General features: G+C 39.9%; 12 protein-coding genes and 3 pseudogenes. 4 read left to right on the top strand and 11 right to left on the bottom strand.

Annotation, left to right across the window (positions count from 1 at the left end):
* Positions 1-17: 17 nt before the first annotated feature.
* Positions 18-290 carry a hypothetical protein gene (locus tag O3627_RS07935; RefSeq protein ID WP_002895853.1) on the bottom strand — a complete coding sequence of 91 codons (273 nt, stop codon included), beginning with the start codon at positions 288-290 and terminating at the stop codon, positions 18-20.
* A gap of 242 nt (positions 291-532) precedes the next feature.
* Here O3627_RS07935 and O3627_RS07930 point away from each other — a divergent pair, with 242 nt between their 5' ends.
* Entirely contained in the window at positions 533-1,543 is a 1,011-nt protein-coding gene (locus O3627_RS07930; protein ID WP_125383143.1) for a lactonase family protein, read from the top strand.
* A gap of 68 nt (positions 1,544-1,611) precedes the next feature.
* A complete protein-coding gene (locus O3627_RS07925) occupies positions 1,612-1,803 on the top strand; it encodes a hypothetical protein (protein WP_011836777.1) in 192 nt (63 codons plus the stop codon).
* 47 nt (positions 1,804-1,850) lie between these two features.
* Here O3627_RS07925 and mgtE read toward each other — a convergent pair whose 3' ends face one another.
* The 5 genes and pseudogenes from mgtE to eno all read right to left on the bottom strand — a co-directional run bounded on the left by mgtE (position 1,851) and on the right by eno (position 6,838).
* Entirely contained in the window at positions 1,851-3,191 is a 1,341-nt protein-coding gene (mgtE, locus tag O3627_RS07920; RefSeq protein WP_371621334.1) for a magnesium transporter, read from the bottom strand.
* Positions 3,192-3,636: 445 nt separating this feature from the next.
* Positions 3,637-4,098: pseudogene (gene tnpA / locus O3627_RS07915) on the bottom strand (IS200/IS605 family transposase).
* Positions 4,099-4,360: 262 nt separating this feature from the next.
* Complete coding sequence (locus O3627_RS07910; protein ID WP_343091835.1) at positions 4,361-4,765, bottom strand: PaaI family thioesterase; 405 nt, start codon at positions 4,763-4,765, stop codon at positions 4,361-4,363.
* 97 nt (positions 4,766-4,862) lie between these two features.
* On the bottom strand, positions 4,863-5,453 hold the full coding sequence (locus tag O3627_RS07905; RefSeq protein WP_101771221.1) for a hypothetical protein: 591 nt from the start codon (positions 5,451-5,453) through the stop codon (positions 4,863-4,865).
* 80 nt (positions 5,454-5,533) lie between these two features.
* Positions 5,534-6,838: a surface-displayed alpha-enolase gene (gene eno / locus O3627_RS07900; RefSeq protein ID WP_002906836.1), complete on the bottom strand. Its 1,305-nt coding sequence runs from the start codon at positions 6,836-6,838 to the stop codon at positions 5,534-5,536.
* A gap of 208 nt (positions 6,839-7,046) precedes the next feature.
* On the opposite strand from eno, the gene O3627_RS07895 reads away from it, so the two are divergent.
* Positions 7,047-7,496 (top strand): DUF1694 domain-containing protein, encoded by a 450-nt coding sequence (locus O3627_RS07895; RefSeq protein ID WP_009660568.1) that lies wholly within the window; start codon positions 7,047-7,049, stop codon positions 7,494-7,496.
* 1 nt (position 7,497) lies between these two features.
* A pseudogene (locus tag O3627_RS07890) lies at positions 7,498-7,836 on the top strand (nuclear transport factor 2 family protein).
* Here the strand turns inward: O3627_RS07890 and O3627_RS07885 are convergent.
* The 5 genes and pseudogenes from O3627_RS07885 to ezrA form a co-directional block, all read right to left on the bottom strand.
* Entirely contained in the window at positions 7,833-8,951 is a 1,119-nt protein-coding gene (locus O3627_RS07885) for a glycerate kinase (RefSeq protein ID WP_125383138.1), read from the bottom strand. The pseudogene O3627_RS07890 and the gene O3627_RS07885 overlap by 4 nt on opposite strands.
* 9 nt (positions 8,952-8,960) lie before the next feature.
* Entirely contained in the window at positions 8,961-9,608 is a 648-nt protein-coding gene (serB, locus tag O3627_RS07880; protein WP_125383136.1) for a phosphoserine phosphatase SerB, read from the bottom strand.
* A 34-nt stretch (positions 9,609-9,642) separates the two neighbouring features.
* A complete protein-coding gene (locus O3627_RS07875; RefSeq protein WP_125383135.1) occupies positions 9,643-10,308 on the bottom strand; it encodes a hypothetical protein in 666 nt (221 codons plus the stop codon).
* Between the two features lie 80 nt (positions 10,309-10,388).
* Positions 10,389-11,065, bottom strand: a pseudogene (locus tag O3627_RS07870) (hypothetical protein).
* Between the two features lie 94 nt (positions 11,066-11,159).
* Positions 11,160-12,884 carry a septation ring formation regulator EzrA gene (gene ezrA / locus O3627_RS07865; RefSeq protein ID WP_002906841.1) on the bottom strand — a complete coding sequence of 575 codons (1,725 nt, stop codon included), beginning with the start codon at positions 12,882-12,884 and terminating at the stop codon, positions 11,160-11,162.
* Positions 12,885-12,924: the final 40 nt, after the last annotated feature.

Here is a 12,924-nt window from a genome sequence, read left to right as displayed (position 1 = left end):
CCTACATGTTTTAATCTTTATTCAGCTTCTGAGCTAGATCCTGATCCATCTTCTGGAATTTCCTCACCATCTGCTGGGATTTGAATAACATTTCCATCCGGCATTGTGTATTCTGTCACTTCTTTGCCATCGACTGTCTTAGTCTTCTTATCAACAGCATCCTTCTGGAAGTCCACTTGTTTCCCATCCTTAATTTCTGAGTTATCAGCTTCTTTATTTCCGCATGCAGCTAAAAAGAATCCTGACATTCCGATAAGAGCAACGAGCATAGCAATTTTTTTAACGTTCATTTGATTTCTCCTTTGTTTAGCAAGCAGGAAGTTTGTTGCTTCCTGACAGTAATTATTTTTTTGAACAATTCTATTCTAACAAAGCCATCTATCCCCTTCCTACCCACTATCTGTTTTTTATCTGTTTTTTCAAAACCAATACTATTCTTTTGAAAATCAGGCAAATCCTCCGCTCTAAGCCCTATCATCTGCTTTTATGATATAATAGTAGCAAGTAATCTAAATATACACGAGGTAATGGAATGACACAAACGGTTTACTTTGGAACCTATACTCGCAGAGATTCCAAAGGAATTTACAAAGCAGATTTTAATTCTAACAAAGGAACTTTAGAAAACTTGACCTTGGTTGCTGAAGAACCCAGTCCTACCTACCTAGCCTTTGATAAGGCTGGGCATCTCTATTCTGTCGGAGCAAAGGACGGACAGGGGGGGATTGCAGCCTTTGACCAGACAGGTCAGCTCCTCAACCATGTCGTTGAAGAGGGGGCTCCGCTCTGCTATGTAGCAGTTGACGAAGAGCGTAACTTGGTTTACGGTGCCAATTATCATAAGGGACAAGTCTTAGTCTACAAACGCCTAGCTGATGGCAAACTAGAACTGGCTGACTCAGCTAGCCATCAAGGTCAAGGACCACACGCCAACCAAGCGTCTGCTCATGTCCACTATGCTGACCTTACACCAGATCAATACCTGATCACCTGCGACTTGGGAACTGATGAAGTCACCACCTATGATGTTGCTGAAGATGGAAAGATTACCCCTCTGGATACCTACAAATGTGCTGCTGGAGCTGGTGCCCGCCATATCGTTTTCCACCATCATTATAAAATCGCCTATTTGATCTGTGAACTTAATTCTACTATTGAAGTCCTGATTTACGATGGAGTCGGCCATTTTGAACACCTGCAAACTGTCTCCACCTTGCCAGAGGATTTTGAAGGAGCCAATGGAACAGCCGCTATCCGTCTGTCTGCTGATGGCAAGTTTCTCTACGGTTCCAACCGCGGTCATGACTCTCTTGCCGTTTACAAAATCTTAGCTGACGGCAGCTTGGAGTTAATCCAGATTGTACCTACCAATGGTCAAAATCCGCGGGATTTCAACATCACACCAGATCAATACCATATCATCGCCGTCCATCAAGACTCTGATAATGCAACCATCTTCAAACGCGATGCAGAGAGTGGAAAATTAACAGAAATCTCCCACGATTTCTACGTTCCCGAAGCTGTTTGTGTGACCTTTAAATAAGCAGAATTCTTGTTTTTCTATTTGAAATTTGATTAAATAGTATAAAAGATTACTAAGGAGCAACAACTATGAATCCAGTAGATTTATTTAACCAAGTAAAAGAAATGATTGAAAAGAAAGACTTTGATGGCGCTAAAAAGTTTATCGAAGAAAATAAAGACAAACTCGGTGAATACCTTGATCAAGCTAAAAAACTAGTAGCTGGAAATGAAATGGCCAGCGGTGCTATTGATAAAATTAAAGGTTTGTTCGACAACTAAGAAAACAAAAACGCTTGAAAAATCAAGCGTTTTTTGTGTATCATTTTTTATATAATCAATGGTAAGAAAATTTGTGCTAAGCCTAGAAAAGCTAGATAACCTAACACATCTGTTGCCGTGGTAATGAAAATGGTTGAGGCTAGAGCCGGATCCTGATGCAGTGTCTTGATAATCAGCGGTACAAAGTAACCAAATAGAGCACCACATGCTAGATTGATCATCATAGCCAATACCACAATAACAGACAGATAGAAATTTTGATAGAAGACAAACATGACAATCGCTGCAATCAAACCAGTAAAGAAACCATTAACCAAAGCTAGCACGATTTCTTTGAATACTAAATTCTGATCTTCTTTCAGATCCAGTTTCCCCAAGGCAATTCCCTGGATAACCAAAGCAAGTGTCTGAGAGGCAGAATTTCCTCCCATTCCCGTAATAATAGGACTAATCGCTGCTAATGCTACAACTTTTGAAATCGTATCATCAAAAAGTGCCACTGTCGCAGAAGCTAGAAAGGCTGTTACTAGGTTAATCATCAACCAAGGTAAGCGTTTCTTGAGTGATTCTTTGAAAGGTCCTCCAATTTCTTCACTTTCTTGGACACCACCCATCCGCAAGATATCTTCTTGATACTCTTCTTGCAAAACATCGACGATATCGTCAATTGTGATGATTCCTAGCAATACCTGCCGATGATTGACGACCGGTACGACCGATAAATTATATTTAGCAGAAAGCTGTGCCACTTCCTCTTGGTCAACCTCTGGCGTTACACTCACTATCTGAGTATTCATAAATTCACTGAGTTTTATCTCTGCATCATGTATAAACAAATCACGAATATCAATCCAGCCAACTAGCGAATGATGCGCATTTCTAATAAATAAGGTATCAATAACTTCCGTATTGGGCGAAATCTCCCTCAATTTATTGAGAGTTGCTGAGACGGTCAGATTTTCATTTAAGGTAATGAATTCTGTCGTCATCAGACCACCAGCTGTCTGAGGATCGTAAGCCAACATAGCTTTCAAATTCTCTTGACTGGTATTTTTCATCATACTTAAGTATTGTTTACGCAAGTCTACACTCAAGTAACCCAAAATATCTACCACATCATCATCTGGCATAAGATGAAAAAGAGTGCTGGTACGTTTGAAAGAAATCGATTGGATAATCTTTCGTTGCAACTCCGGCTCGGCTTCTTTTAAAATCTCTACCAATTGATCATCACTAGCCATTTCCGTAAAGGTTTTGAGGAGATTCCCTTCCTCATCCTCCAAAGCCTCCAAAGAAAGAGCAATATCAATGGGATAGTAATCGTCAAATATCTGATTGAAAACTTCACTATCCTGTGATAGTAAGACCTGATTTAATAATTCTTCCATTGTACTCCTCCTTCCACTTTGCTAGTATACCATAAAAGACTGATTTTGATACAAGAAAGCTATAAAATCTTCAATAAATCACTCACTTTTTCAATCATGTAGTCACAAAGAAACGCAGGGATCTCTTGATTATATTTCCGAAAGAAAAACTGTCATCTTGTCCCCCCAATTTTTCAAGGGAAAGAGCATGACCAGCCCTACACACTACTTCTAGGCAATTTTCTAGGAAAAGATGATAAATCTCCCTCTCACCAATTAGGGTGGTTCCTAAATCAAAAAATATTCATTGTTATATCTGTACACATCATAACCACCCGTCTAACGGGTGGTTTGTCCCATGGCTATAAGCCCAGATCAACAGCCAGCGCCTAAAGATGCTGGCTTTCACTTTGTTCAAGCCTCATTGCTCTTGACTCGTCACAAACCTCTCAAAGAGGTGTTTGCATTACTTACCACTATCCCTAAAGGGATCTTCATATTCTTTTACACTCAATTTATCCAACGCTATATCATGTTTTCCTGCTCTTGGATATATTTCTTAATTGTGGCTTCATTAAGTCCTACTGTACTCACGTAATAACCTTCCGCCCAGAAATGTCGGTTCCCAAACTTGTACTTTAGGTTGGCGTGTTTGTCAAACATCATGAGTGCACTTTTCCCTTTTAAATACCCCATGAAACTAGAAACACTTATCCTTGGTGGAATACTTACTAACATATATACATGATCCGGCATCAAGTGACCCTCGATAATTTCAACACCTTTATAACTACATAATCGGTGAAATATTTCACCCAAACTGTTTCGATATTGATTATAGATAAGATTCACCTATACTTAGGTGTAAACACAATGTGATAGAACACATCCACTTTGTGTGTGATAAACTATGTGCCTTTTGCGCCATATTTTTCTCCTTTCGCTTCACAATTGGCTTGAACACCTTTATTGTATCGCGTTTAGAGTTTTTTTGGTATAACCTTCGATGCGCACCCGCATAGCGGGTGGTTTATTTGTCTCGCACCTTACGGAGCGAGACAGACTGAAAGTCACAAACATAAAAAGCATCCTCTTTGAGCGATGCTTTTTATGTGCACGATTTCAGATACTGGTTATCATATTTTAAAAACTTAAAACTCCGTTTCCAGTTAGAAATCAGGCCTTTTAAACTAAATATTAATTTTCCTAGCTTCTTTTCTCTGACCAGTTACAAACATGGTAAATGTTGCCTTGCATACATTTTCTTTATCTTGATTCGTAATAGTAACATCTACAACTCGTGTTTTACGCCCTGGGTGAACACAGTTTCCTGAAATGATTAATTTATCACCCAGATGTCCCGCTCGCATATAGTTGATAGAAGACTGAAGCGTCACCCCATCTAAATCTTGAGAAATCAAGACTAAACCAGAAATCTGATCACAGAGAGTAAACAGATAACCTCCGTGAGCGTTACCATAATAGTTCAAAGAAGACTGAACGACTTCTGTCGTGACAATAACCTGACCGTCCTTCATCTTTTCAATCTCATAGTTTTCAAATGCTGAAATCGCATCAAAGTGAAAGTCTTTCATTTCTTTCTCCTCATAATCTGTGTCTTATCATACTACTTTTTATCGATTCGGGCAAGGAAAATTCCCAATAGGTCTATCAAAACAACTTCTTGGTAAACTACGGTTCTTGATGCTCCCTCTCCTTAATAAAACCTTTTAACTCCTCTAATCGTTTGCTTGTTAGGGGTTGATCAAGAAAAGCATCTAAGTTAACATCTTTCTCTTTATAAAACTTATTCATAGGGACATTATCATACCGTTTTACCTTTGATGATGTAAGCTGCCCATCTACATAAGTTGTAATCTCTATATTACTATCACCAAAATAAGCTCCATAATAGTCTTCTCGAACCACTACCGTCTGTCCTTTCTCCTCTAGATAGGCATAATGGCTTACTGGAACATAAACTGTAATAAGATAGCCAATTATAGGAGAAACTGCCAACAGCAACAAGCCTAAAGCAAGAGCAGGATAAAGAACCCATTTGTATCTTTTAATCAATAAATAGAAAGCGAGGAATAAAAAGAGAAAAGTAAGCCACGGACTCAACTGAGGTCGCCACAATATACTGGTGACCAAAAAGAATACAAGGACTGCCAAAAGTGCCAAACGCCACGACTTCAACCAATAAGATATAAGCAATCCAACAGCTAAGAGAATAAGAGCTGGCCATTCTCTACTTAGAATATATAGAAAAAAATAAAACATCTCCCGAATCTCCCTTTACTTTATTGAAAAATCCCTCAAGTCAAGCTTGAGGGATTTTTACTTCATTCAATCTGAATGAATTATTTTTTCAAGTTATAGAAAGCTTGAAGACCTTTGTATTGAGCAACTTCACCAAGTTGATCCTCGATGCGAAGCAATTGGTTGTATTTAGCAATACGGTCTGTACGTGAAAGTGAACCAGTCTTGATTTGACCTGCATTAGTTGCAACTGCGATGTCAGCGATTGTTGAATCTTCAGTTTCACCTGAACGGTGTGATACAACTGCAGTGTAACCAGCTTCTTTAGCCATTTCAATCGCTTCAAAAGTTTCAGTAAGAGTACCGATTTGGTTAACTTTGATAAGGATTGAGTTAGCAGCACCTTCTTTGATACCACGTGCAAGGTAGTCAGTGTTTGTTACAAAGAAGTCGTCACCAACAAGTTGTACTTTCTTACCAAGACGTTCAGTAAGAGCTTTCCAACCATCCCAGTCATTTTCATCCATACCATCTTCGATAGTGATGATTGGGTATTTGTTAACCAACTCTTCAAGGTAGTCGATTTGTTCTGCAGATGTACGAACAGCAGCGCCTTCACCTTCAAATTTAGTGTAGTCGTATACTTTACGTTCTTTATCGTAGAATTCTGATGATGCACAGTCAAATCCGATAAATACATCTTTACCTGGAACATAACCAGCAGCTTCGATAGCAGCGATGATAGTTTCTACACCATCTTCAGTTCCTTCAAAACGAGGAGCGAATCCACCTTCGTCACCAACGGCAGTTTCCAAACCACGAGATTTAAGGATTTTCTTAAGAGCGTGGAAGATTTCAGCACCGTAACGAAGAGCTTCTTTGAATGTTGGAGCACCAACTGGCAAGATCATGAACTCTTGGAATGCGATTGGAGCATCAGAGTGAGATCCACCGTTGATGATGTTCATCATTGGAGTCGGAAGAACTTTAGTGTTGAATCCGCCAAGGTAGCTGTAAAGAGGGATTTCAAGGTAGTCAGCAGCAGCACGAGCTACAGCGATAGACACACCAAGGATTGCGTTTGCACCCAATTTACCTTTGTTAGGAGTACCGTCCAAAGCGATCATTGCACGGTCGATAGCTTGTTGGTCACGAACATCATAACCGATAATAGCTTCAGCGATAACGTTGTTTACATTATCAACTGCTTTTTGTGTACCAAGACCACCGTAACGAGATTTGTCGCCATCACGAAGTTCAACTGCTTCGTGCTCACCTGTAGAAGCTCCTGAAGGAACCATACCACGTCCGAAAGCACCTGATTCAGTATAAACTTCTACTTCAAGTGTTGGGTTACCGCGTGAGTCTAGGACTTCGCGAGCGTAAACATCAGTAATAATTGACATTTCTTACTCTCCTTATTATTTAAAATTATTTACTAGTCTATGATACCTCAAAAACGCTTTTTTTTCAAGGAAAAATAGAGAAACTAAGCAAATTTGAGAAATTTTGCACAAGAAAACGATTCCAAATTTACTATATAAATGTTTTTCCAGCAAATCAGAAAGAAGATTCGACCTTTTAGAATTTCTCCTTTTATGGTACAATTTTATTATGACTGATATTAATAAAGTAATCATGGAAAAAGCCCAGGGCGGAGTCAAGCTCAACCCTGATGAACAGCGTAGATTTTTAGGAACTTTTGAGGAGCGAGTGCTGGCCTCCTGCTCTATTGAGCAAGCCAACGACTCTTTCATTCGCAATCATTTCAAGGAAATGCTCAGCAGCATCATGAAAAACTGCCAACCTGTAATAGTCAAAATTTCCCCAGAAGTCGAGTCTGGCAATCAAATCTTTTATCTAAAAACCTCCAAGGAACTGGGCTGCGAGGCTACTATCGTCTCAAGTGATTACCAGTCTTCTCCTTTTGGCCTGATTGTCCATAGCGACCATCTGGTCCAAGTAGATGACAAGGACATGAGCCAACAGTTTGCTAGTCTCCTTCAGCCAGCAGAAAAACCAGCAAAAGAAAAGCGCTCCCTCTGGAAAAAATGGTTTGGATAAAATGACAAATTTAGAAAAACTTTTTGCCTTTTTTGAAGCTGAAAACCAGCGTGATTGGCAAACCTATCAGACCTTTCTTTCTGATCATGTTAGCTGGGAATTACAGGATGACACAATCGAAATCATCAAAGGTAAAGTGGACTACCTGACTAAAATTCAAAAAGTCTACCATAACACCCCCGTCCAGTTTCGTTGCACTTATTATTAGCTTAATTCCGACCAGAATCGGATTGTGACCCTTTTAGAAAATGACTTTGGTGACCTGTCTTGTGACATCTTCTTCTTTGAAAAGGGCATGATAGTCAAAGAAATTGAATACCTACTAAAAAAAGCGGACTAACCGCTTTTTTTCATTTTTAGTACATTGCCAATATTTCTGGCCGTTCGAATCAAATTTTGCTCGGCTTGCTCTAGTATCTTATCTAAACTATCTGCTTGTGCAATAATAGGAAAAGCTGACTGAATATTCTCAACTGGGAAATCCGGTAAATCATATGCCAAGCTACCGCAAATAGCCAGTACAGGGATGCCGTCAGGTGTTCGTCTTGCGATCCCAACTGGTGCCTTACCCGCCAAAGACTGACGGTCCATCCGTCCTTCGCCAACGACGACCAAGTCCGCTTTTTTAACTCTGTCATCAAAATCCAGTAAATCTAAACAGGTTTCGATACCCGAAACGATTTTTCCTCCAGCAAAAGCGACCAGTCCTGCAGCCATTCCGCCTCCGGCTCCAGCACCATCCATATCAATCACCTGAGGATCAACCAACTGATAGAAATCTGCCATGGCTTGATCCACTTGAGAGAATAATAAGGGTGCTAGACCTTTCTGTCCTCCAAAAACAGTTGTCGCACCACGCTCACCGCATAGAGGATTGTCTACATCCGTCAAAATCTCAATCTCAACTTCTTTCAAGAAAGCAGGAACCTGCTCAGCTGATATTCGGGCAACCTTTCCCAAAGACGAGCCAATGGGGCGCAGTCTATGATTGTCCGCATCGAAAAATTCATAGCCCAGGCCCGCTGCTAGTCCAATCCCACCGTCGTTGCTAGCCGAACCCCCAACACCAACTAAAATCTTTCTGACACCGTCTTCAGCCAGGTGCACAATCAATTCTCCCAATCCTTTGGTTTCTATGGCCAAGGGATTTCGTTTTTCCTGAGGAATAGAGGCAAGTCCGACCAAATCAGCCATCTCAAAAAGCGCTTGCTGACCATTTCTGGCGTAGGGCATTTTTACTGGCTGGCCAAAGGGTCCGGTTACGGTGTGGTAAAATTCAGCCCAGACCAAGGCTGCTGTCAGCGCAGCCATTGTCCCCTCGCCGCCGTCACCAACCGGCAGCAAGTCAAAGCTGGCATCTGGCAAGGCCTGAGAAAATCCTGTCTGCAGAGCTTGAGCAACCTGAGCAGCTGACAAACTTTCCTTGAATGAATCCGGTGCAATTAGAATATGCATGCCTCTCTCCTACTCTTTTCTATTGTCTAAAAGATCAATGACCCGATAGAGATTGCATTCTTGAATCTGGTAAGGAGCTTGCTCGCGCACGATCGGCTTGGCCATAAAGGCAATTCCCATCCCTGCCGCTTGAATCATAGGCAGATCATTGGCGCCATCTCCCATAGCAATTGTTTGATTTAATTCCAACTTGTTTTCAGCTGCCCATGCTTTTAACATGGCAAGCTTTGTATCCTTAGTGACAATCTCTCCTAAGACTTGGCCTGTTAAAAAGCCCTGCTGGATTTCCAAACGATTTGCCTTGACGTAGTCAATTCCAAGCTGCTCAGCCAGTCTGTCCACGGTCTCATGAAAACCACCTGACACCAAGCCTACTTTATAACCACGTTTATGCAGCTCCTTGACCAAGTCCTCGGCTCCCGGAGTGAAGTGAATCTTTTCAGCAATTCGAGCAAAAATATCCTCTGGCAGACCTTTTAAAAGGGCGACCCGCTCACGTAAGGCAGCTTCAAAGTCCAACTCTCCTCGCATGGCACGCTCGGTAATAGCCGCAACCTTAGCTCCTACCCCTGCCTCCTCTCCTAGCAGGTCAATCCCCTCTTCCATGATTAAGGTGCTGTCTACATCCATGACTAACAAGCCTTTGACTGTTTTCATCTCTTAACTCCTTACCAATTATTGATTATCCATCTTATTGTTTAAATATCATTAAATCTATTCGAACAGCTTTATCCTTCGATTCCATTAGTATTGAACCCCCATAGATTGTTCCGCTAGAGTGATCTAATCTTATTCGACAGGTAGTATCCTCTGGTAGATCATACTTGTTTTTGAGATGTTTAAAGAGTTCAGATTGATTTTCTGGCTGGTAGATGATATCGCGAAGCTCTGTTTCTGCACTCTTAAAAGTCTCTTTCACATCTAAGGATTCAAAATGATTTCTTTGAACAACTAAGTTAAGAATCTCTTCATCAAATAAAGGACTTATCTCTGAGCTGTAAGTTAGTTTGCCGTTAGAATAAGTAACAGGAACAGTCTCTTCTTTATCACCGATTGTTATTGTGTAATCACCCTTAATATCAGCTTGAGTAATATCTAAATCCACTGAATATTTTTTGACTTCGTCTCCATGCTCTATATAAACATGACTTATGTAACCCTTTAATCCAGTAAAATCCTTTTTCTCTTGTTCTAAAAACTTAAACATTGGCTCAAAAGTGCCTTCAAAATCATACTGTTCTCTTGTCCTGTTTTTTGGAATAGTATAATCATCTAAACGCCAGCCATTCAATGATGCTGCAGCCATAAGACCTATCAATGAAGTTATGACCCATAAAATAATTTTTATTTTTCTCATGTATACTTTACTCCACCATCTAAAAGTTTGGTTTATTTTATTTCATTTCTACTCTACCATAAAAATAAATGGTAGGCTGACTATTTTCCTTTCGCTAAATAAATTGCAGTACTGATTTGTATCACTTTTTCTTTAGATTCTAAACTTAGTAGGACATCATATCTATCATAATACGCATACCCAATACTAACTGAAAGTTTCGTGTCTGATGGCAGGTTATACTTTTCCACCATTTTTTTATATAACTCTGATTGTTCTTCTGGTTTGTAGATAATATCGCGAAGCTCTGTTTCAGCGCTATCAAAAGTCTCTTTCACATCCAAGGAAGCGAAATAATCTCTTTGAACAACTAAGTTAAGGATTTCTTCATCAAATAAAGGAGTTATCTCCGGGCCATAATTTAGTTTACCATTAGAGTATGTAACAGGAACTGTCTCTTTAGTGTCACCAAATGTTATGGTATAATCACCCTTAATGGCTGATTCAGTAATATCTAAATCAATCTCATAATCCTTTACTTGATCTCCGACTTTTATATAAACATCACAAATATAAGCCTTTAATCCAGTAAAATCTTTTTTTCTTCTTCCAAAAATTTAAACATAGGGTCAAATGTTTTCTCAAATTCGTACTGTTCTTTTGTTCTATTTTTGGGGACAGTGTAATCATCCAAACGCCAGCCATTTATCAATGTTATCGATAAAACGACTACACCTCCAAGAACAATGAGAATAATATATTTTTTAATCTTTTTCATTTCTTTTATAGACTTTCCGCTTTCATTTGTCCCTCTATTATAACATAAGAGCCTTTTTGCTGAGAATGAAAAAAAGTTCCCGAAGGAACTTCTTTTAAAAACGAATATTCTCGCGTGTTTTTTCGTAGGATGTCACAAAACGCTCTGTCACGCCTGGCTCGACAAGATCCAAAGCTTTTGAAATGATTTCCAAGGATTGAGCGTAGTCGTAGTCATGTTCAAAGACATACAAGGACTTGTTGAAAGCTGCTTGTACATTATCATCAAAGGAACGATAGCGGTTTGAATACTGCAACAGCTGCTCAGTCAAGGTAGCATCTTGGACGATACGATAGGTTTCTTCTTCCAATTGCTCCATATCATTTCCCAGAATTTCCAGCCAACGGTTAACTGATTCAATATTGACTCGTGTAGCTTCCAATTCCTTCACCAACTCTTCAATATTGTTGCTGGTTGAGAAGAAAATTTCTAAGAAAGAGTCTGGAATACCTGGCAAATTGCGTTTTTCCATATATCTCTTAATGGTATGCAATTTGTTCGCATAGATATTGACCTTCTGGCGAGCATTGGCATCATCTTTTTCAATCTCTGCCAGTGCTTCGCCAAGAGAAATCTGCTCATCTTCGATTTCTTTCAAACGCTCTTGGATAGCTTCCAACTCTTCCTGAACAACAGAATAAGCTTGCTTGGTTTCAGAAGAATCTTCTACCGCGCTAAGTACCACATCTTCCTGGGCAGAAAGCTCGGCCTGCAACTCCTTGACATGAGAAGTCTCCGTATCAGAGATAAGGAAGGTTTGAGATAAACGTTCTATCTCTTTTTGGAGTTGCTGGTTGTTTTCCTTTGTATGAGCCAGATAGCTAGGCAAGTTTTTAATCAACTTCTCCACTACTTTATGGGCTTCAATTTCCCGCGTAAAAATTTCATAGAGAGCGTTAATCTCTTCTTGCGCCTGCTCATTTTCATACTCAGCATTATCCAGCTCTAGAGCTGAAATATTAGCTTCGTTGCGTTTGAGGCTTGCATGGAGCTGTTGGAAACGAGACTCTATATCTGTTTCGATAAAGTGATAACCAGATTCCAAAAGCTTACGATGACCAGATTCTAAGTCTTCCAACTGATCTGGCAGTTTCACAGTCAACTCTTCAACAATAGCAGGAACTTTCTCAACGATATGCGTCAGAGCAAGAATATGATCCTCTGCCTTGTCCAAGATTTCAGCTGCTTCAACCGGGTCACCCGAAGAATTAAGAGTCACAAACTGAGAAAATTCTGACTGGATATTTTCCAGCTGTTTCTCAATCTCAGCTAGGGCTTGCCCATACGAGTCAGCATTCTCAGCCACCTGAGTTTGCAGTTTTTCAAACAAATCCAAGGCATGGAGCACTCGGCCACTGTTCTTAGACTCTTGCTCTTTAAGATCTTCCAAGGCAGCACGAATCATCTTGATATCTTCGTCAATCAAATCAATCTGACTCTCAATATTGCCGATGGCATGCTTGGCTTTTATGAAACGGAAAGAATTATTGTAACCTTCTGCTTCAAATAGATTATTTTCGATATCAGCAAATGAATTTAAGGACAAGTCTACCCATTTTTGATTCCATTCACGGAAGGCTACCTGACTCTGTCCAATCAAATGCATATTTTTTACTTCTTCAACTTCATCATTTACAGGGAGATTATAGAGTGCTTCTTTTCTCTCCTCCAAATTTTGAAGTAAAGCTTCATTTCTCTTTCTCATCAGAACTGCAGTACCATAGCCGACAACCAAAAGCAGAGCTACCACAGCAACGAGAATAACTAGTCCAATAGACATATAGAACTCCTTCACATTGTTACTATAAAGCAAACATAAT

Origin of the sequence: Streptococcus sp. 27098_8_82 (genome assembly GCF_041431615.1) — a bacterium.
GTDB classification, from domain to species: domain Bacteria; phylum Bacillota; class Bacilli; order Lactobacillales; family Streptococcaceae; genus Streptococcus; species Streptococcus sanguinis_K.
The sequence above is the reverse complement of the archived record's forward strand: the minus strand, read 5'-3'. Positions and strand labels throughout refer to the sequence as shown.